This is a genomic window from Pseudomonas sp. TH07, from assembly GCF_016651285.1.
Lineage (GTDB): Bacteria > Pseudomonadota > Gammaproteobacteria > Pseudomonadales > Pseudomonadaceae > Aquipseudomonas.
Genome location: NZ_JAEKED010000001.1, coordinates 5546397 through 5566519, shown reverse-complemented (window position 1 = coordinate 5566519; position 20123 = coordinate 5546397). Strand labels below are relative to the sequence as shown.

The 20123-nt window shown below is 64.2% G+C and carries 14 protein-coding genes and 1 riboswitch; of the genes, 5 read left to right on the top strand and 9 right to left on the bottom strand.

Annotated features, from left to right (window positions below; translation table 11 throughout):
- Window positions 1-18: 18 nt before the first annotated feature.
- The 6 genes from JFU57_RS25595 to JFU57_RS25570 form a co-directional block, all read right to left on the bottom strand.
- Entirely contained in the window at window positions 19-2544 is a 2526-nt protein-coding gene (locus tag JFU57_RS25595; protein WP_201131201.1) for a TonB-dependent receptor domain-containing protein, read from the bottom strand.
- Window positions 2545-2635: 91 nt separating this feature from the next.
- Window positions 2636-3586, bottom strand: a complete 951-nt coding sequence (locus JFU57_RS25590) for a FecR family protein (protein WP_078469082.1) — start codon at window positions 3584-3586, stop codon at window positions 2636-2638.
- Window positions 3583-4083: a sigma-70 family RNA polymerase sigma factor gene (locus tag JFU57_RS25585; RefSeq protein WP_078469083.1), complete on the bottom strand. Its 501-nt coding sequence runs from the start codon at window positions 4081-4083 to the stop codon at window positions 3583-3585. Before JFU57_RS25585 ends, JFU57_RS25590 begins: the two co-directional genes overlap by 4 nt.
- 148 nt (window positions 4084-4231) lie before the next feature.
- Window positions 4232-5587: an amidohydrolase gene (locus tag JFU57_RS25580; protein WP_201131200.1), complete on the bottom strand. Its 1356-nt coding sequence runs from the start codon at window positions 5585-5587 to the stop codon at window positions 4232-4234.
- A gap of 260 nt (window positions 5588-5847) precedes the next feature.
- Window positions 5848-8001: a TonB-dependent receptor gene (locus JFU57_RS25575; protein WP_201131199.1), complete on the bottom strand. Its 2154-nt coding sequence runs from the start codon at window positions 7999-8001 to the stop codon at window positions 5848-5850.
- 108 nt (window positions 8002-8109) lie between these two features.
- Window positions 8110-8314: riboswitch (cobalamin riboswitch) on the bottom strand.
- A 205-nt stretch (window positions 8315-8519) separates the two neighbouring features.
- Window positions 8520-9593 carry a hypothetical protein gene (locus JFU57_RS25570; protein ID WP_201131198.1) on the bottom strand — a complete coding sequence of 358 codons (1074 nt, stop codon included), beginning with the start codon at window positions 9591-9593 and terminating at the stop codon, window positions 8520-8522.
- A 268-nt stretch (window positions 9594-9861) separates the two neighbouring features.
- Here JFU57_RS25570 and JFU57_RS25565 point away from each other — a divergent pair, with 268 nt between their 5' ends.
- On the top strand, window positions 9862-10359 hold the full coding sequence (locus tag JFU57_RS25565) for a DUF1543 domain-containing protein (RefSeq protein WP_078469087.1): 498 nt from the start codon (window positions 9862-9864) through the stop codon (window positions 10357-10359).
- A 23-nt stretch (window positions 10360-10382) separates the two neighbouring features.
- Here the strand turns inward: JFU57_RS25565 and JFU57_RS25560 are convergent, their stop codons facing one another.
- Window positions 10383-11033: a DUF2625 domain-containing protein gene (locus JFU57_RS25560; RefSeq protein ID WP_078469088.1), complete on the bottom strand. Its 651-nt coding sequence runs from the start codon at window positions 11031-11033 to the stop codon at window positions 10383-10385.
- Between the two features lie 293 nt (window positions 11034-11326).
- On the opposite strand from JFU57_RS25560, the gene JFU57_RS25555 reads away from it, so the two are divergent.
- Window positions 11327-12145: a cyclase family protein gene (locus JFU57_RS25555; RefSeq protein WP_078469089.1), complete on the top strand. Its 819-nt coding sequence runs from the start codon at window positions 11327-11329 to the stop codon at window positions 12143-12145.
- Window positions 12146-12149: 4 nt separating this feature from the next.
- Here JFU57_RS25555 and JFU57_RS25550 read toward each other — a convergent pair whose 3' ends face one another.
- A complete protein-coding gene (locus JFU57_RS25550) occupies window positions 12150-14042 on the bottom strand; it encodes an ATP-binding protein (protein WP_078469090.1) in 1893 nt (630 codons plus the stop codon).
- Window positions 14043-14349: 307 nt separating this feature from the next.
- Between JFU57_RS25550 and JFU57_RS25545 the strand changes: the two genes are divergently transcribed.
- The 3 genes from JFU57_RS25545 to JFU57_RS25535 all read left to right on the top strand — a co-directional run bounded on the left by JFU57_RS25545 (window position 14350) and on the right by JFU57_RS25535 (window position 18262).
- Entirely contained in the window at window positions 14350-16449 is a 2100-nt protein-coding gene (locus tag JFU57_RS25545; RefSeq protein WP_201131197.1) for a PQQ-dependent dehydrogenase, methanol/ethanol family, read from the top strand.
- A 96-nt stretch (window positions 16450-16545) separates the two neighbouring features.
- Window positions 16546-17415 carry a transporter gene (locus tag JFU57_RS25540; protein WP_201131196.1) on the top strand — a complete coding sequence of 290 codons (870 nt, stop codon included), beginning with the start codon at window positions 16546-16548 and terminating at the stop codon, window positions 17413-17415.
- A 145-nt stretch (window positions 17416-17560) separates the two neighbouring features.
- On the top strand, window positions 17561-18262 hold the full coding sequence (locus JFU57_RS25535; RefSeq protein WP_201131195.1) for a DUF3053 domain-containing protein: 702 nt from the start codon (window positions 17561-17563) through the stop codon (window positions 18260-18262).
- A 59-nt stretch (window positions 18263-18321) separates the two neighbouring features.
- Here the strand turns inward: JFU57_RS25535 and JFU57_RS25530 are convergent, their stop codons facing one another.
- A complete protein-coding gene (locus JFU57_RS25530) occupies window positions 18322-20106 on the bottom strand; it encodes an IlvD/Edd family dehydratase (protein WP_020298887.1) in 1785 nt (594 codons plus the stop codon).
- Window positions 20107-20123: the final 17 nt, after the last annotated feature.

Sequence of the window (20123 nt, the reverse complement as noted above, 5' to 3'; positions counted from 1 at the left end):
CGATCAATGACGAATGAATTACCAGCGCGTGGTGACGGACAGCCCGAGGGTGCGTGGCTCGCCGTAGAAAATGGCGTTGCCGCCGTAGGAGACCGGCAACGAGTGATTGACGTATTTGCGGTCGGTGATGTTTTGCGAGTAGAGCGAGATGCGCAGTTTTTCGTCCTGGGACAGCCAGGCCAGGCTGGCATTGCCGAGGGCGAAGGCGTCTTCGCTCAGGGCCGGATCGGTCTGGTTGTTGGCGAAGTAGTACTGCTTGCTGCGGTAGCTCCAGTCGGTCTGCGGAATCAGGTAGCCGCCAATGCCCAGGGGGTAGCGATACTCCACACCAAAGGTGGCCGAGACGCTGGGGGCGCGGACAAAGCGATTGCCGGAAAAATCATCGCTGCCGGACTGGTAGTCGGTGAACGCGCTGTGCAGCAGGCCGATCCCGGCCTGCAGGTGCAGGCCGTCCACCGGCAGGGCTTCAATTTCCAGCTCGGCGCCGCGCAACTTGCCGCGGGCACCGTTGGTCAGGGTCGACAGCGCCCCGGTGCTGGTGCCGACCACGGCATTGAGCTGGATGTCCTTGTAGTCGTAGTAGAAGACGCTGCCGTTGAGGTTCAGGCGGCCATCGAACCACTCGGACTTGAGCCCCAGTTCATAGGCCGAGAGGTACTCCGGGTCGACCGTGGCGACGCTGCCCTGGCTGGTGGCGCCGGTATTGAAGCCGCCGGAACGAAACCCCTTGGCGTAGCGCAGGTAGACCCGGGCGTGATCGTTGAGCTGGTACTCGGGGGTCACGTCCCAGGTGAAGTCGTTCCAGGTCCGGCTTTCATCCTGGACCGCCGTGACCTGCAACGGGTTGCTGACACTGCTGCGCGACCACCAGCGGCTGGGGTCACTGAATTGCGCGCTGCCGACCGCCGCCACGCGGTTGAGGTCGATGTCTTTCTGTTCGCTGGTCCAGCGCAGCCCGGTGGTGATGCGCAATGGCTCGGTCACCTGCCAGGTGGTGCTGCCGAATACGGCGTAACTGGTGTTGCCTTGCTCGGTCTGGGTGTTGTTGAAGTAGGGCGTGAGGAAGCTGCCGTCGACGGCGGCGCGGGCTTCGGTGTAGTCGAGCTTTTCATGGAAGTAGTGCACCCCGGCGACCCAACTCAGGGTCTGTTCCTTGGGCGAGGCCAGGCGCAGCTCCTGGGACCACTGGCGGCTGTGCAGGTCGCGATAACCACGGGCCAGGTCGGCCGGGGTGTAGTCGCTGTCGCCGCGAATGGTGCGGGTGACATCCTCGAAGGCGCTGATCGAGGTCAGGGTCAGGTCCCCCAGTTGCCAGTTGAGGGTGGCCGAGCCGCCCTTGTGCTCCAGGTCATCCTTGCCGGCGAGGGTGTAGTCGACGTTGGTCCGCGACAGCCTGGGGCTATAGCCGAAGGCATTGGTGCCGTTCGCACCCCGGGCGAGGATCCCGGCGGTGCTGCCGTCGAGGCCGTTGCCACGGCTCTTGAAGGTGCGGTAATGCAGGTTGAACACGCCGTCCAGGCTGTCGTTGAAGTTCACCGCCAGTTGCAGGCGCAGGGCGTCGTCCTGGGTATCGCCGCTGCGTCCGCCGCTGCTGTTGTCTTCGGCCAGACCGTCGCGCTGGTTATGGCGGAACGACACCCGGCCGGCGATCTTGTCATCCACCAGCACGGTCCCGGCGGCGCCTTCCACCGTGCGGCTGGCATGGCTGCCGGCATCGAGCTTGAGGTAGCCGGGGTTGTCCTTGAAGTCGGGTTTGCGCGACACGAAATTGATCGCGCCAGCAGTGGTGTTCTTGCCCCACAAGGTGCCCTGGGGGCCCTTGAGCACTTCCACCCGGTCCAGGTCGAACAACGGAAAACTGGTGGCGTCGACGTTGTTCAGGTACACGTCGTCGAGGTAGATGCCCACCGGGCTGACGGTATTGGCGCGCTGGTCACCGGTGCCGATCCCGCGGATCCACCAGCGCGGTCGCTGGTTGTCGATGGTGGCGGACGAAGTGTTGGGGATGAAGCGGGTGATCTGGGTGGCACTGGCGCCGGCATTGGTGTCTTCGATCTTGCGCCCGCTGACCACGCTCATCGGCACCGGCACCCGTTGCAGGGTTTCCTCGCGTTTCTGCGCGGTCACCAGCACGCTTTCCAGGCGTGGGGTGCTGGCTTCGCTGCGGGGCGCAGGGCTGACGGTCGCGTCCGCCGCCGCAGTCGGCTGGCCCTGGATGCTCAGGGCGCCCGACGCCTCACGCTGCACGTGCAGGCCGGAACCCTTGAGGGCCCGTGAGAGTGCCTGTTGCAGGTCCAGGTCGCCGGTGATCGCCGGGCTGCTCAGGCCTTCCATCAGGTGCTGATCAAAGGCGATCAGTTGCCCGCTTTGCCGGGAGATCGCCAGCAGCACGCTGTTCAGCGGACCCGCCGCAATGGCGTAGTGCTGACGTTGCTCGGCGGCTTGCAGCGGCGCGGCCAGCATTGGCAGCAGCGGCGCTCCGGCCAGGGCAATGGCCAAGGTCAAGCGGTTCAGGGGGATGCGCACGCACGCGACATGGGGCATTTTTTTATCGATCCTGGTTGAGAGTGACTGCCGGGTTGACGGGGCAGCCCGGGTCATTTCCAGTCGCGGCTCAGATCGATTTGTTCCTAGCTTATGCCGGCTCGATATTCGCCCACAGGCGGCTGCGCCAAGTGACCCGGATCGGCGCGATGCTGGCGAGCATGTCCAGGGCCTGGTGGCTGTTATCCAGGGGGAACAGGCCGCTGACCCGCAGCCCGGCTACCGCCGGCGACAGGTGCAACAGGCCGGGGTGGTAAGGGCGCAAGGCGGCCACCACCTGCTCCAGGGGCAGGGCATCGGCTTCGAACAGCCCTTTGAGCCACAGGGTCTCGCTGTCGGGTGCGGGGCCGGTGTGCCAGGCGCCGTCGCGGCTCAAGCGAGCCCAGTGGCCGTGGGGCAGGGTGCGGCTGGCACTGGCGCCGTGCAGGCTCAAGTCGGCATCCAGGGCGGCGACGTAACAGGCGCTGGCTTCCTGGCGCAACAACAGCCGCTGTTGCCGGGCCTCGACCCGCAGGTTGCCTGCCTGCAGGACAAACGCCCGTTGTGAGTGCTGGCGCACGTCCAGCAGCAATTGCCCGGCGTGCAGGGTCAGGCCGCGCTCGGCGCCGTCGAAATGCGGGCTGATGCGGGAAGCGGCGTCGAGGGTCAACTGGCTGCCATCGGGCAGCTGGAACTGGCTGCGCTCGCCGATCCCGGTGTACAGGTCACCCGGCCAGGCCAGGCCGGTACTGCCCAGGCGACTGAGCAATCCGGTGGTGACCGCCAGTCCCGCCAGGCCGAGGCTGGTGCGCAAGAACCGGCGGCGGCTGGAGGGTGCATCCAGGGCTTGCTGCAACTGCCGGGGGTTGAGATCGCGCAGCTTCGACGCCTGGATAAACCCCAGCTGCTGGTTGATCCGCGCGATGCATTCGGCGTGCTGCGGGCTGCGCGCCTGCCAGTCGAGAAACGCCGCGTGGCGCGCCTCATCGGCTTCGCCGGAATGGAGGAAGGCCAACCAGCGGGCGGCTTCGATCCGGATCTGTTGCTGCGAATCCGTACTCATTGCGCCAAGGCCTCCAGGCAACACAGATACGCCTGCTCCATATGCTGATGGACGCGGCTTTTGGAAATCCCCAGCTGACGCCCGATCTGTTCGTAGGTCATGCCGTCGAACAGGCTATGGATAAACGCCTGCCGCGCCTGATGCCCAAGGCCCTTGAGCAGGCGGTCCAACTGCAACAGGGTTTCGATCAGCATCGCGTGTTCCTGGGGGGAGGGCAGCTCGCTGTGAGGTTGTTCCTCCAGGGTCGCCAGGTACGCCCGCTCCAGGTCGGCCCGGCGCCAGTGATCGATCATCAGCCGTTTGGCGATGGTGGTCAGCAGCGCCCGGGGCTCGCGCACCGCGGCCAGATCCTCGATCCCCAGCAAGCGCATGAAGGCTTCGGCGGCAATGTCCTCGGCACTGTCCTGGCAGCCCAGCAAACGGCTGACCCGAGCGCGCAACCAACCGTAGTTTTTGCTGAACAGGCGAGTGAAATGATGATGGGATGTGCTGGGCATGGCAGGCAATCACGAGCAAGCGGACGGGCAATGTTGGCGAATGTGCTTGATTAAATAAAAGAATAAAAAGTGTGATGGTTATTACTTTTTATCCAGTGCGGAGGCTGCGTACCGCCCTGCATCGGGCAGCACGCGGCCCGGCAGCCCGCTACTTGTAGCCGTTGTTGGCGAGATAGGTCAGGGTCACCCGCGACAACGCGCGCACGCCCACTGGCAGGGCCTGGTCGTCCACCAGGAATTTGGGTGAGTGGTTGGGCCAGGCCTTGGCCGGGTCGATACCGTCAGGAGTGACGCCAAGGCCGAAAAACAGCGCCGGAATACGCCGCGAGTATTCGGCGAAGTCGTCGGCGGCGTAGACCCCGGAACCCAGGGTGACGGGCTTGCCCGACGAGGCTTCGAGCTGGGGCAGGAGTTTGTCCACCAGATCGGTGTTGTTGTAACCGGCCGGGTAGCTGCCGGGGAGGATCTCGACCTTGGCGCTGGCCCCGGCGCTTTCGGCGATTTTGCTGGCGGTGCGTTGCAGGCGGCTGATCACATCGTCGCGCTGGGCGTCGGTGAGGGTGCGCAGGGTGCCTTCCATGCGCACTTCGGCGGGGATGATGTTGCTGCGCACGCCGGCGTCGATCTTGCCGATGGAGATCACCGGGGCGGGCAGGGCCACCAGGTTCACCTGGCGGCTGGGGATGGTCTGCCAGCCGAGGATGATCTGCGCCGCCAGGGGGAAGGGGTCGATCCCGGCCCAGGGGAAGGCGCCGTGGGTCTGTTCGCCGGTGATGGTGGCGACGAAGTTGTCCGAGGCGGCGGTGGTGCGTTGGCGACTGACCGAAAGGGTGCCGGACACCCCCGGCCCCACGTGCAGGCCGAAGATCGCTTGCGGCGCCGGGTTGGCCAGCACCCCTTGTTCGATCATCAGCCGGGCGCCGCCGGTTTCTCCCACCGGCACGCCTTCTTCGGCCGGCTGGAAAATGAACTTGATGGTGCCGGGCAGGCTGTCCTTGTGCGCCGCCAGGACCTGGGCCACCCCCAGCACAATGGCGATGTGCGCATCGTGGCCGCAGGCGTGCATGACTCCGACTTGCTTTCCGGCCTGGCTGAAGTCATTGCCGCTGTAGGCCTGGGTCACGGTCGAGGCGTAGGGCAGGCCGGTCTGCTCGGTGACCGGCAGCGCGTCCAGTTCGGAACGAATGGCCACCACCGGTCCCGGCTTGCCGCCGCGCAACAGCCCGACCACGCCGGTGTGGCCGATGTCGGTCTGCACTTCCAGGCCCAGCTCACGCAGGCGCGCGGCCACCAGCTTGGCAGTGCGCACTTCGCGGTTGCCCAGCTCCGGGTGTTGATGGATATCGTGGCGCAGCTCGATCAGTTGCGGGGTGGCCTGGCGGATATCCCGGTCGAGTGTCTGCAGGCGCTCGGCATCCACCACGGCGGCGCTGGCGGTGTTGTGGAGCAGGGAGGAGAAAAGCAATCCGGCGCTGATGCCGAGTCGGGCGAAAGAGTGATTCATGCAAGGCCTCTGGGTTGGAACGGCAGGGCCCGAAGTCGGGCGCAATGGCGTTAACGCAGAAAGCATGCCAGCCCGCTTGCTGGCCGCCAGGCTGGGGTCGCGGGGAGATGAGGCGTGGGGATGCACCAGGCGCAACAGCCGGTTGCTGATTGTCTGCTGCTCTTCCAGCAGCCAGCGCCGGGAACCTGCGGGGTCCCTGGTGCCTGGCTCGGGCGGCGTTAAACGCGCCCGAGGGTTGCCCGCTACAGCGTGGCAGGCACTTAGAAGCTGTAGTCGGCGGTGACGAAGAACGAGCGCGGCTCACCCATCAGCCATTGCTGGCCATTGTTCTGCTGGGCCACGGCGTAGCGCCGGTCGAGCAGGTTGTTGAGCTGCAGGCCCAGGCGCACATCCCGTTGCAGCTGCCAGCCGAGGTTGGCGTCGAGCACCGTGTAGCCCGGAACCTGGGTGGTGTTGGCCGTATTGGCATAACGCGCGTCGACAAAACGCAGGCCCATGCCGGCTGTCAGGTCCTGGCTCAGGGCCTTGTTCAACCACAGGTTGGCGCTGCGGCGCGGCACGTTGCTCGGGCGATTGCCGGTGCGCGAGACCACCTGGCCCGACACCACTTCATCGAAGTCGTCGTATTCGGCCCGCACCAGCGCGGCATTGGCCGAGACCTGCCAGTCGTGGGCCAGGGCCAGCTCCAGGGATGCTTCCAGGCCGTCGGCGGACTGCTGGCCGACCTGTTGCGCCAGGCGCGTGACCGGGTCGCTGCTGAGCAGTTTTTTCTTGACGATATGGTAGGCCGCCAGGGTCCATTCACCGCGCCCGTCCCAGAACTGTTGCTTGAGGCCGAACTCGGTCTGCCGGGCCTCGGTCAGGTCCATCTGCTGCTGGCTCGGGTTCAGGCTGATGAGGTTGTTGACCCCGTCCTCGCTGGTCGAGTACTGGCCGTACAGCGACAGTTGGTCGGTGACCGCGAACACCAGCCCGGCGCGCCAGTTGCCGCCGGTGAGGCTGCGGTCGCTGCGGCTGCCGGCACGCTGGTCGTCGCGCTCGATGTGGTTCTGGTCGCGGCGCACGCCGGTCACCAGGGACCAGCGCTCGGACAGCTGCAAGCGGTTCTCGGCAAACAGGGCAAAGGTGTGGGTGCTGCTGGCGGTCTGGGGTGAAAATGCCGAGCGACTCTGGAAGTAACCCGCTGCCGGCTGCCAAGGGTCGATGTAGTCGCCGCCGACATCGGTATAGGGCGAGTTGTTGCCCACGGCGAACCTGATTTTGTTGTACTCGGTACCGACCACCGTGCGGCTGTCCAGGCCGAACAGCGAATGGTTGAAAGTGAAGCTCTGACGGTCGCCCATCTGCTCCTGGTCGTGCTTGATCTCCAGGTAGCTGTTGCGCAGCAGTTGCTGGCGGGGGCTGTCCCAGCTGTAGGTTTCGGCGTTGCGCCAATGGCGTCGGCTCTTGATGTAATACAGCTGGTTGCTGGCGCTGACGCTGTCGCTCAGGTTCCAGTCGGTGTTGAGCCGGGTCCATTCGTCGTTGTAGCGCTGCACGGCGTTGCGCAGGTTGTAGTTCTTGTCGCGCAGGCTGTCGCGGTAGTGCCCGTCGAGCAGGGGCGTGCCGAAGTAACTGCTCGGCTCGCTGTCGCCACGCTCATGGGCGAAGGTGAAGCTCAGGTCATCGTTGGCCTGCCAGCGCAGGGCCGCACTGAGGGCCAGGCTGCGCGAGTCGCCGTGGTCGACCCAGCCGTTGCTTTGCTGCTGGTTCAGGGTCAGGCGATAGCTCAGGGTGTCGCTGAGGGAGCCGCCGCTGTCCAGGCCCAGCTGCTGGCGGTCGTTGGAGCCATAACCCAGGCGCAGGCGGTTGCGCACTTCACCTTCGAAGGGCTTCTTCGAGATCACATTGACCACCGCCCCGGTGGCGCCTTCGCCATAGAGCACCGAGGCCGGGCCACGGATCACGTCGATGCGTTCAACCATCCACGGGTCGACCGGAAACGTCAGGCTGCCGGCACCGGTGTACAGGCGGGCACCGTCGAACAGGGTCATGACCGAGCTGTGCCCGGTAAAGCCCCGCGCCGCCAGCGCGGTGTTGCCGTTGCCCGGGGCGGCGATGCTGGTGATGCCCGGGGAGCGGGTCACCGCGTCCTGCACCGTGAGGTTATTGCGGTTGTCGATGGCGTCCTGGCCGATGCTGCTGGTGCTGGCGGGGTTTTCCAGGGCGCTCAGGTTGAGCCGTGAGCCGGCGGGCAGCGGTGTGCTGAGGGAAGTGTCATCGCCCTTGGCGACTTCGCTGACCAGGGTCGCCGGCAAGGCGAGCGCACGGTGGTCGGTTTCGGCAAAGGTCAGGGATGAAAAGGCCATGCAGGGGACAAAGGTGATCGGCAGGGATCGGCTTGCGAGGCTTTGGAGCAGGGGATTGCGGGACATGCTATTCCAACTGAGTCAGGAAAGAATGAAACCCGGAGGGAACAACGCATAAGGAATCGCAGGCGCACGCGCCCACGCAAACCGGACTGCGCCCGCCCACCGCGGGGTTGCCAAACGAAGTTGCAGGCCGGTCTCCGGGCTCGCGAGGGTCATGAAGCATTCACCTTCCCATGCCGGAGCACAGTGGTCTGTCGAATGCTTCGCTCGCTTACCGTTGCGGGGGCAGCGCCGGACTGATCACCGAAGTGACGCACCGGCTTCCCGTTTAATCCCATGCACGGCGGCATGGGACACCTGAAACTGGCGCGCATATGACCATTGATGAATTTCTTCGTCAATGCGCAAAGCTGCTACAGGGGAAAACAGTCTGTGCCGCCACCGATCCTTGTCGCCGCTGCCGAGGCGCGAGGCTGCGCTGGCCGTCATGCACCCGTGGAGTAACCCGGTGCATGGGCGCTGAGGTGGCCCGGCGTAGCCCTCGTGCCTCGGCAGCGGCTACGCGATAGGTGGGGGATGCTTCAGGGGGTGGCCAGGGTCTGCTGCGGCTCGTATTCGGTTTCGGCGAAGTTGAAGTAGGTGGTGCCGGCATGCTGGGTGATCTGCGGTTCGCAGCGGCCAAAGGGTTCGGACAGATGCCCCTTGCCGTTGACCACTTTGAGCAGTATTTGCTCTTGGGCACTGCAGCCATTGCCGGCCCACGCGGCACTCACCAGAAAAAGCCCATCCCCCAGGTGCTGCACAGCTTCGAACGACATGCCGTCGCTGAGCAGGGCCGACTTCTGGATCAGGGCACCGTTGACCAGCAATTGGCTGGGCGGGTTTTTATTGCCGTCATGCTGTTCGGCAATCACCTGCACCTTGTCGTTGCCGTTGACGGCCTGGGTCTGGGTGCCGATCTCCAGTGCCGGGTAACGACGGGCCTTGGCCGCTTCCGCGGCGTTGGCTTCGCGGGGCACCAGGCCCAGGCCGGCAGGGCCGCGCACGGTCATGAAGTCGGCGGGCTTGGCGGCTTCGAGGGCGCGCACGGCGTCGAAGTCCCAGTAGTTGACCCGGGTCACCGCCATGCGCGAGCGCGCAGGCTCGATCACGCTCAGCTCGAACTGCTTGCCGGTCATATTCGGCGCATACAGGTAGGACAGGTGATCCAGCGATGCCTGGGCATGTACCGCGACCTTGTTGGTCTGGGTGAACGCCTGCAACGGGCCTGAATAACGGGCCAGGGCCTCGTCGGCGAGCTTTTTGCCGGCGGTGAGCGAGCCTTTTACCTCGGCTTCCAGGGCAATGACCCTGTGATCGGGGCCGAAGGTGTAGGTCGCCGATTCATAGGGCTTGTCGCGGTTGACCTCGGTGCGCCGGGTGTTGCTGAAGTAGATGGTCTGGTAGCGCAGGAACACCGTCAGCGAATGGATGCCCGCCGGGCCGGAGCCGGTGTAGGTCATGCAGCCCCGGGGGCAGGTTTCCTGAAGCAGCAGATTGACTTCGTCATAGGGCATGCCGAGTGCAACGTCATGCACGGTAAAGTCCGGGGCCGCCAGCAGCGTCGGCGAGACCAGCGCCGCCGCTAGCGCGAGCGCGTTGAATGTGTGCTTCAAGACCATCTCCTGGTTGTCCAATGGCGGGGCCGTCGTGCCCCACGCCGCAATCCTTGCCAGCGAATGGCATGGCCTGTGTGGCTATCGGCTGCTGGCGATTGGCCTTTAGCTGCAATGTGCTGCAAGCCGCGCGGGAGTGTCCCGGGCGCGGTAAAACCTCAGCAATCAGACGCAACATGGTGAAGAATATGGCGCTTGCCTGATGAGCCCCGACCGGGACCATCACCCTGAAATCGCTGCCGCCGGCGGCAGGTAACCAAGGAACAGAATGCTTTTTGTAGTGATGCTGGGGGGCAAACACCCCAGGGCCAAGATTGAGGTCCACGACGTGGTGTTCGCCATCGCCGACAGCCTGGAAGCGGCCTACCCGCAACTGCGCGAAGGCTGGTTTGGCAGCCCGGCGGGGCTGCATGTCGATTCGTGGATGCAGGTCGATGGCGTGGAAGGGTGGAAGGTGCAGTTGAGCCCGCTGGCGCCTCTGCCCGGGGCCCCGCGCCTGTATTTCATCAACCTCGGTGGCTATGAGGCCCAGGCCTTCGGCGAGGCCCACCACTACCTGCTGGTGGTGGCCCATGACAAGGCTGAAGCCAAGGCTAAGGGCAAGCGGCAGATGCTCAGCCACTGGAGCAAGGCCCATACCGACGCGCTGATGGACGTAGACGACTGCCTGCCGATCGATGCCGTGGACGGGCGCTATATCCACCTGGTGGAGGGCGAGCATCGCGGGGTGGTCCAGCGCAACGACTACATCGTGATTCCCCGCTGAGCCCCGGTGGCTGACGCCGGATCTCAGGCCGGAGCGTCGAGCTTTTGCGCCAGTTCCAGGTTCAGCCGGTAGTGTTCGTCCAGCGGCACGGCGCGCCGACTGCTGCTGTTGATGCTGCCTTCGGCGGTCCACAGGAACGGGTAGAAGCTCATGCACTGGTCTGCCCCAAGCTGCGGCAGTTCACGCTGCCAGCCGTCCCAGCGCAGGTCCTGGTAGAACTGCCCGAGGCGTTCGCTCAGGGCCCATTCGACGAAGTCCGAGTAGCCGATTTCCAGGGCTTCCCAGCGCAGGGTGTCCGGCGCCCAGTAGTACAGGGCCCCGGTATCGTCGCCGAGGCTGCCGCCGTTGATGGCGAAGAAGCCGCCCACGGCATCGTCGGCGACCAGCATCGCCCCCTGGATGCGGTCCTGGTTCCAGTCCCGCAGGTTGCGTGGCAGCTGTGGATGGCCCGACCCCAGCAGTCGCAGCCAGCCGTCATCGATCAACAGCCCACCGCTTTCGTAAGCCATGGCCCCGAGCACCGAGCGGGTGCTCACGCCGAGTGCCAGCAGGATGGCCTCGCGATCCGGCGCCGGCGCCAGCCATTCGCAGCGATGAGGGGAGCGGGCGATCCACGCCTCGATCAAGGGCAGCGCCGGGTCGGTGAGGTTGAGCAGTTGATCGAGGGTTGGCACGTCAAAATCCTTTTTTGCAGCGGGCACTCGCCAGGGGGCGCTGATCATATCAGGCCCGTAGCCGCTGCCGAAGGCTCTGGCCTGCGTTCGCAACACCGCGAAAGCTCGGCAGCGGCTACAGGGCTACAGGGCTACAGGGTGAAAGTGGGGGATTGGATATTTTTGGAGGCTGATGAAAAGCGCCGCTCACTTAGTCACACTGTGCAGGCTTTTCCTGGGTGCTTTCGGGCAGCCACACAGAGTCGGGCACCAGGGCAGGATCCTCTTATTGTTTGATGGAGCACTCAGACGTCATGGTTAAATCAACGCAGAAAAACAGCCGTTTCAAAATGGCATCCATTGGCGTACTGACCGCGTTTCTGGCGGTCGGCGTGGCCAAGAGTTTCGCCGAGGACAAGGGAGTCCAGGGAATGCACAGTCTCCAGTTTCGCAAGGTCATCGACCTCAGCCACGTTATCAGCCCCTCCATACCGTTATGGCCCAACGACCCGCCAGTGACCTTCGATGTCGTGGCAACGCTGGACAAGGACGGCTATTACCTGCGGCGCTTCAGTATCGGTGAGCACAGCGCGACCCATATGAATGCGCCCAACAGTTTTCACGCCAAGGGCATGGGCATCGACGGCTATGCGCCCGAGTCCCTGATCCGGCCGGCGGTGGTGATTGATGTGCGCAGCCAATCCAAAGCCAACGCCGACTACGTGATCGGCGTGCAGGACATCGAAAAATGGGAACGCGAGCACGGCACGATCGCCAAGGGCTCGCTGGTGCTTTTCTACACCGGCTGGCAAGCCCTGTGGAACGACCCCAAGGCCTTTATCAATGCAGACGCCAAGGGCCCGCACTTCCCCGGTGTCGGTGCCGAGACCAGCAAATTCCTACTTGAGAAGCGCCAGATCGCCGGCGTGGGCATCGACACCCATGGCGCCGATCCGGGCCAGGATGAGGTGTACGCCACCAACAGCCAGGTGCTGGAGAAAAACGGCATCATCCTCGAATGCCTGACCAACCTTGACCAGTTGCCGGCCAAGGGCGCGACGCTGGTCATCGGGGTACTGCGGCTGCAGGAAGGTTCGGGCTCGCCCGTGGCCGTTACCGCCCTGGTGCCTTGATGGGTCATTGACGGGAACGCGTGTCCACTGGCGGGGCGCTGGCCTGGATCTGTTGCCGGTAGTTGGATGCGCGTTGCAACACACTGGTCAAGGCCTGCAGGTTGGCCGGCTTGGTCAGGATGTCATTGGCGCCCGCCGCCCTGAAGCGCTCGACCTCGCTGGAAAACGCGCTCGCGGTAAAGGCCACGATGTAGCAGTTCTCGCTCAAGGGCAGGTCACGGATTTCCTCGATGGCTTCGAGTCCGGTCATCACCGGCATGTTGATGTCCATCAGAATCAGGTCCGGGATCGCGCCCACGCAGTACTTGATCGCCTCCAGCCCATTGTCTGCCAGCTGCGGTGCGTAACCGAGCCGTTGCAGCATCGCCATCGCTACTTTCTGGCTCACCGGGTGGTTCTCCACCAGAAGGATGTCGAGGGGGAAGCGCTCGGCGAACGACGAGTCGAAGTCCACCACCACATCCTGCTCCTCGCCCTTGGGGATCTCCGCCCCGGAGAACGGCTCCATGGGCAGGGAAAACGAGAATATCGAGCCGACGCCAAACTGGCTGCTGAAGGACAGGGTGCCATTTTGCGCTTCCACCAGGTTCTTGCAGATCGACAAGCCCAGGCCGCTGCCGGAAAAACGCTGGTTGATCGGCCCCTCGAACTGGGCAAAGGGCTTGAACAGGCTGTCTTGCAGCTCGTTGGGGATGCCGACCCCGGTGTCGTAGATGGAAAACGCCAGGCGCGCGCGGGGGCCATAGCCGTTGGTGGTCACCACCAGCGACACCTTGCCGGTCTCGGTGAACTTGACCGCGTTGCCCAGCAGGTTGATGAGGATCTGGTGCAGGCAGTCGGCATCAGTCTTCACCAGCGCCGGGACCTGGGGCGAAATCTGCACCTCCAGCACCACCGGTTTGTCCTGCAGCCCCTGGCGGATCATCTCGACGCTGGAGGCAATCAGGGTGCGCAACTCGAAGACCCGGGGCTTGAGTTCAAGCTTGCCGGCTTCGATTTTCGCCAGGTCGAGAATATTGTCGATCAGCGACAGCAGGGTGCGTCCGCTGCTGTGGATGGTCTTCACCAGGCCGCGTTGTTCCGGGCTCAAGGGCGAGTCGGCGAGCAGCTCGGTCGCACCGATCACGCCATACATGGGGGTACGGATCTCATGGCTCATGGTGGCCAGGAATCGGGTTTTGGAGCGGTCGGCATCTTCAGCGGCATTCTTGGCCTGTTTCAGCACCTGCTCGTTGATCTGCAGTTGCTGCAGGTGAGAGCGCACGCGCAGCAGGTCCACGACAAACAGCAGGCTGAAGGCGAGAAACACCAGGATCGCCAGGATGATGTGGTGCAGGGAGTCCCGATGGAGCTGGTGGTAGTAATCGGCCAGGGTGATTTCCGCACCCGCAACGTAGACGGTCCCGTCCTTGGAGTGCAGGGGCACGAACACCGCTCGAAAGTCTCCCCAGTGATCGGTGTAGTCGATCCACACCGGCTTGGTGCTTTCGAAACTGTCGACCAATGCCTGGCTGGCGTCCGGGTAGGGGTCGAAAAAGCGCACGAAATTCTGGTTCTCGACCTCGGTCTTCGACGCGCTGGAACTGGCCAGGTAAGCCACGCCCTCGCGTTTGATCACGGTGTAGACAAACGCTGTGCCCAAGGCTTCGTTGAACCGCGACAGCCGGTTGATGGCGTCCAGGTCTTCGGCTTCGGTCTTTGACTGCTTGTCGACCAGGTGGTCGTGGTAGTTGTCGCCGAGGATCGCTGCGGTGCCCAGCGCGGCATACAGCAGCTTGTTGTTGATGTTCTCAGTGAGGATTCCCTGGGTTTCAACGTAGAGGTAATAGATGTAGCCACTCACCCCGACGATATAAACCAGCAGCAAAGCCCATGTTTTCCTTCTGAGTTTGAACATTGATCCCAGCCTCCGTGCCAGTAGAACCGGACGATCAATGTGCGATCTCCGGGCGTTCCTTGCGCGGAGCATAATTTGGCAGGGGGTGGAAAACCATTGTTTTATTTTCAGCCTGCCGCTGCTGCCGGGCCTTTGGCCATGGGGCGCCGCGCGCGTACCGGACAAAAAATCAATATGGCACGCAGATGCAAATAACTGGCATACACAGACACGTTTTGCTGATCCAGCTTTGATCTAATCCCGTTCACCGGACAGGCGCCCTGCAAGTGCCTGCCACGCTGTCACCCAGAACGGGATAACAAGAATAATGAAACGCTTGATACCGCTTGCTGCTATTTGCCTCTCGACCCTGGCCCTGGCCGCGCCGCCGACCCCAGGCGCAGTCGACGAGAAACGCCTGCTCAACGCTGACCAGGAACCCCAGAACTGGATGGCCCACGGGCGCACCTACGATGAACAGCGCTTCAGCCCGCTGAACCAGGTCAACGACAAGAACGTCGCCGGCCTGGGCCTGGCCTGGACCCAGAAGCTCGACATCGACCGTGGCACCGAAGCCACGCCGATCGTGGTCGATGGGGTGATGTACACCACCGGCGCCTTCAGCATCGTCTATGCCTTCGATGCTGCCAGCGGCAAGCCGCTGTGGAAGTACGACCCGAAGATCCCCATGGAGAAACTCAGCCAGGGCTGCTGCGACGTGGTCAACCGTGGCGTCGCGGTGTGGCAGGGCAAGGTCTACCTGGGCAGTTTCGACGGACGTCTGATTGCCCTCGACGCCGCCACCGGCAAAGAGGTCTGGAGCGTCAACACCATCCTCGATCCGAACAAGAGCTACACCATCACCGGGGCACCGCGGGTGGTCAAAGGCAAGGTGCTGATCGGCAATGGCGGCGCCGAATTCGGCGTGCGCGGCTACATCACGGCTTATGACGCCGAGAGCGGCAAACAGGCCTGGCGCTTCTTCACCGTGCCGGGCGACCCGGCGCTGCCACCGGAAAACCCGGCCATGGCCAAGGCCATGAAAACCTGGAAGGGCAATGGCTGGGTCAAGTGGGGCGGGGGCGGCACGGTGTGGGATTCGATGTCCTATGACCCGCAGCTGGACCTGCTGTATGTCGGCACTGGCAACGGCTCGCCCTGGAACTACGAGTTCCGCAGCCAGGGCGAGGGCGACAACCTGTACCTGTCGTCCATCGTCGCCCTGCGCCCGGATACCGGCGAATACGTCTGGCACTTCCAGGTGACCCCGGGGGACCGCTGGGACTTCACCGCCACCCAGCAGATCATTCTTGCCGATATCAAGATCGACGGCGCCGTGCGCAAGGTGCTGATGCAGGCGCCGAAGAACGGCTTCTTCTACGTCATCGACCGCACCAACGGCCAGTTCATTTCCGGGCGCAACTTCGTCCAGGTCAACTGGGCCAGCGGCCTCGACCCCAAGACCGGGCGCCCGATCCTCACCGCCCAGGCCGATTACTCCAAGGCGCCCAAGGTGGTGCAGCCAAGCTTTCTCGGCGGCCACAGCTGGCACCCGATGTCCTATAACCCGGCCACCGGCTACGTCTATATCCCGGCCCAGGACACCCTGGCCGAGCTCAAGGCGGCAGACAAACCGCTGTTCCTGCCGAGCAAGTCGGTGGTCAATTTCGGCCTCGACGTGCCGGACCTGCCGGAGGATCCCAAGGTCCTGAACCAGATCCGCAGCGCCTGGCGCGGGCACCTGATTGCCTGGGACCCGGTCAAGCAGCAGGCCGCCTGGACCCACGACTATGTCGAGTCGGGTAATGGCGGCACCTTGAGCACCGCCGGCAACTTGGTGTTCCAGGGCACTTCCGATGGCCGGGTCATGGCCTTCAGCGCCGACAAGGGCGAGCCACTCTGGGAGCACCGCGCCAACTCCGGGGTGCTGGGCGGGCCGGTCACCTACCAGATCAAGGGCGAGCAGTACGTGGCCTTCATGGCCGGCTGGGGCGGGATCATGCCGCTGATTGCCGGGCCACTGACCGACAAGGGCAAGGTCCGGCCCGAGTCCCGGGTGCTGGTATTCAAGCTCGGGGCCAAGGAGCAGCTGCCGCCACCGCGCCAGGCGCCGGTGCTGCCACCGCAAGTGCCAGCACTGACCGCCTCGGCGGAGCAGATCAAGCAGGGGCGGACCTTGTTCAATGGCATGTGTGGCGCCTGCCACGGCCTGAACGCGGCCAGCGGCGGGGTGATTCCCGACCTGCGCTACCTGACGCCGGACAAGCACCTGGCCTTTGTCGGCATCGTCAGCGGGGCCTTCATGAACAAGGGCATGCCGAGTTTTGCCGGGGTCCTGGACATGCCGCAAATGGAGCTGATCCACCAGTACATCATCAAGCGCAGCCTGGATTTGCGTGCGCTGACCGACACCGCCGCAGCCCAGTAAAGCGTCACGGGGCCCCCCCGGCATCTGCCGGGCAGGCTCACGGGCGTGCCGTGCCTTAGCCATTCCAACAACAATATCCGCTAGACAGGTGAACTGATGAAAACGCTTTTTTCCAGCAAAAGTGCTGCCTTGCCGTGCTCGCTGTTATTGGCCTTGCTGGCCGGCCAGGCCCAGGCCGACGTCAAGCCCGACTCCGGCGACTACGCGGCGCTGCCGGCGGGCACCGACCTGCTGTTGCTGTACCAGCAGAACCCGCGAATCGACAAGTCGTACCAGGGCGGTAAAAAAGTCGCCGACAACCTTGACCTCGACCTGACCGTCGAAGTGCTGCGGCTGGTGCACTTCACCGAGTTTTTCAACACCGGCTATATCTGGGACCCGCAGATCGTCATCCCCTACGGCCATCAGGACCTGGGGGCCAGCGGGCAGAAGTACACCGGCTTGGGTGACATCACCTTTGGCGCCACACTCTGGACCCTGGCCGACATGGAGCGTAACCGGCACCTGGGCTGGTCGATGTTCATCACCGCGCCCACCGGCGACCACAAGAACCAGGGGTTTGCCCTGAGCAACAACCGCTGGGCGGCGGATTTCCAGGTCGGTTATGTCCATGGCTTCAACGACAAGTGGACCTGGGACGTGATTGGCGAAACCGAGTTCTACCAGGAGCAGCGCGACACCGGCGCCCACCGCGACCCGCTGATCCAACTGCACAATCACTTGCGCTACAACTTCACCCCGCAGACCTCGGTGGCCCTGTCTTACCGGCATAACTGGGGCTCGCGCGAGACCCTCGACGGGCAGACCCTGGACACCAGCCACAACAACGGCACCGTGGGGCTGTCTGCAACCACTATGCTCGGCACACAGTGGCAGGTGATGGGCCAGTACTGGCGCGACGTGGCGGTGCGCTCCGGGCCGATGACCGACCATTCGCTGCAATTTCGCCTGGCTTATATCTACTGAAGATCGGGGCCTCGGGCATGGCAGGGCAGATCGGGCGAACCCCGGGTGAAAGCGGTGGTCTGACTGGCGTCGAGCGCGTATGCTCGCCGACGCTTTTCAGGGGTCGACCCCGGCAAGCGCTTATCTTTTTTCGGAGGTCCATGACATGAAGTCCCTGTTTCGTCCCGGTTTGCTGCTGGTTCTGGCGCTGCCCCTGGTACTGGCCGCTTGTGGCGACAAAGAGCCCGAGCAGCGCGCAGCGTTCAGCCAGTTTCTGCAGACCCGCATCCTCGACAAGCCTGGCGTACGCGTGCCGCAACTGACCGCGGATGAGAGCAAAGCGTTTGGCGACTACAGCCGTCACTACGCGGTGATCAGCGATTTCAATGCCGGCATGGACGCGTCGGTCAAACCTTTGGGCGAGCTGATGCAGAAGGGGTCGATGCGTTCCCTGGGCGATGTCATCGCCCGTCGTGACGATATCCAGGCGATCCAGGCCGGACTCAATAACATGAGTACCCAACTGACCAGCGAACAGGCCAAGGCGGATGCGGCGCATGCCCAGCTCAAGCAGCCCGAGGACTTGAAGGTGGTGTATGACAAGGCCTACGACAAGACCGTCAGCGTGCCGGCCAACACCTTTCGCGAGGTGCTGCCGCAGATCAACGGCACCTTCGACAGCAGCCTGAAGATTGCCGATTACGTGAACGCTCACAAAGGCCAGATCGAGATTTCCGGGGCGGTGGTCAAGGTCCAGGACCCTGCAGTCCAGGCCGAGTTGAATGCCCTGCTGCAAGAACTGAACAGCCAGGCGAAAAACGTCCAGCAGGCCCAGGCCCGCTTGCAGAGCCTGATGACCGGCCGCTAAGCCGGCGCAAAAAAAAACGCCACTCAATCGAGTGGCGTTTTTGTATGGGTCGCCGACGGTCAGTGGGAATGCCGCGGTTCGCCGCTGCGGGCGATGATGCGCAGGTGCAGGGTGGCGGGTTCCAGGCAGCCGCCAGTGGAGAGTTGGCCGACCAGTTGTCGGTAGAGTTCCTGCCACGGGGTTTGCGAGGCGGGGATACTGGGTTTCCACAGCGCTCGGCGCCGCTCCAGCTCGGCCTCATCCACCAGCAGATTGACCTTGCGCGCGTTGAGGTCGACGCTCAGCCGGTCGTTGGTTTGCAGCAGTGCCAGGCCACCACCCACGGCCGCTTCCGGCGACATATTGAGAATTGACGGGCTGGCCGAGGTGCCGCTCTGGCGGCCGTCGCCCAGGCACGGCAGGGAGTCGATGCCGCGCTTGATCAGGGCTGCGGGCGGGGCCATGTTCACCACCTCGGCGCTGCCCGGGTAGCCGACGTTGCCCACGCCACGGATCACCAGGATGCAGCGTTCGTCGATATCCAGCGCCGGGTCGTTGATCCGTGCGTGGTAGTCCTCAGGGCCTTCAAACACGATGGCCCGCGCCTCGAAGCTGTTTTCCGCACCGGGCTCGGAGAGGTAGGTCTTGCGAAACGCCTCGCCCACCACCGACATTTTCATGATCGCGCTGTCGAAGAAATTGCCGCTGAGCACGATAAAGCCCGCACGGTGTTTGAGTGGCGCGTCAAAGGCGTGAATCACGTCGGCATTGCTGGTCAGGCTATTGCGCACGATCTCGCCGATGCTCAAGCCGCTGACCGACGCACAGTCCTCGTGCAGGCGCCCGGCCTTTTGCAACTCGTGCATCACCGCCGGTACGCCGCCAGCGCGGTGGAAGCCTTCGCCCAGGTACTTGCCGGCTGGCATGCAGTTCACCAGCAGCGGCACGTCTTCGCCGATGCGTTGCCAGTCATCCAGGCTCAGCTCGACTCCCATGTGCCGGGCGATGGCGATCAGGTGCGGCGGGCAGTTGCTCGAAGCACCCAGGGCCGAGGCCACGGCAATCGCATTTTCGAACGCCTCGCGGGTCATGATCTGTGACGGGCGTACATCCTGGCGCACCAGCTCGCAGATACGCTTGCCGGTGGCATAGGCCATCTGCCCGCGCTCGCGGTAGGGCGCCGGAATGCTCGCGCAGCCTGGCAGCGACATGCCCAGGGCTTCGGCCAGGGCGTTCATCGACAGCGCGGTGCCCATGGTGTTGCAGTGACCGACCGAGGGCGAGGCCGCGGTGGTCATTTCCATAAAACCTTCGTAATCGATGTCGCCGGCGGCCAGCAGGTTGCGTGCATGCCACAGCACGGTGCCGGAGCCGATCAGCTCACCCTTGTGATGGCCGTCGAGCATCGGCCCGCCCGACAGCACGATGGCCGGCAGGTCGGTGGTGGCCGCCGCCATCAGGCAGGCGGGGGTGGTCTTGTCGCAGCCGGTGGTCAGCACCACGCCGTCCAGCGGGTAGCCGTGGAGGATCTCCACCAGCCCCAGATAGGCCAGGTTGCGGTCCAGCGAAGCGGTGGGCCGGCGAGTCTGCTCGGCGATAGGGTGCACCGGAAACTCCATGGGGATGCCGCCGGCATCGCGAATCCCGGCCTTGACCCGCTGTGCCAGCTCCAGGTGGTGGCGGTTGCACGGGGTGAGGTCGCTGCCGGTCTGGGCGATGCCGATGATCGGCCGCCCCGATTGCAGCTCTTCGCGGGTCATGCCGTAGTTCATGTAGCGCTCGACGTAGAGCGCGGTCATATCGGCGTGGGCAGGGTCGTTGAACCATTGTTCGCTGCGCAGCGGGCGTCTCGGGGTGTCGCTCATGGTGCGGTTCTCTCTTG

Bases quoted from the DNA above. Each gene is read 5' to 3' on its own strand.
- JFU57_RS25540 (WP_201131196.1), top strand. From the start codon at position 16,546: ATGAAAACGCTTTTTTCCAGCAAAAGTGCTGCCTTGCCGTGCTCGCTG.
- JFU57_RS25580 (WP_201131200.1), bottom strand. From the start codon at position 5,587: ATGAATCACTCTTTCGCCCGACTCGGCATCAGCGCCGGATTGCTTTTC.
- JFU57_RS25585 (WP_078469083.1), bottom strand. From the start codon at position 4,083: ATGCCCAGCACATCCCATCATCATTTCACTCGCCTGTTCAGCAAAAAC.
- JFU57_RS25535 (WP_201131195.1), top strand. From the start codon at position 17,561: ATGAAGTCCCTGTTTCGTCCCGGTTTGCTGCTGGTTCTGGCGCTGCCC.
- JFU57_RS25590 (WP_078469082.1), bottom strand. From the start codon at position 3,586: ATGAGTACGGATTCGCAGCAACAGATCCGGATCGAAGCCGCCCGCTGG.
- JFU57_RS25595 (WP_201131201.1), bottom strand. From the start codon at position 2,544: ATGCCCCATGTCGCGTGCGTGCGCATCCCCCTGAACCGCTTGACCTTG.
- JFU57_RS25575 (WP_201131199.1), bottom strand. From the start codon at position 8,001: ATGTCCCGCAATCCCCTGCTCCAAAGCCTCGCAAGCCGATCCCTGCCG.
- JFU57_RS25530 (WP_020298887.1), bottom strand. From the start codon at position 20,106: ATGAGCGACACCCCGAGACGCCCGCTGCGCAGCGAACAATGGTTCAAC.
- JFU57_RS25565 (WP_078469087.1), top strand. From the start codon at position 9,862: ATGCTTTTTGTAGTGATGCTGGGGGGCAAACACCCCAGGGCCAAGATT.
- JFU57_RS25545 (WP_201131197.1), top strand. From the start codon at position 14,350: ATGAAACGCTTGATACCGCTTGCTGCTATTTGCCTCTCGACCCTGGCC.
- JFU57_RS25555 (WP_078469089.1), top strand. From the start codon at position 11,327: ATGGTTAAATCAACGCAGAAAAACAGCCGTTTCAAAATGGCATCCATT.
- JFU57_RS25550 (WP_078469090.1), bottom strand. From the start codon at position 14,042: ATGTTCAAACTCAGAAGGAAAACATGGGCTTTGCTGCTGGTTTATATC.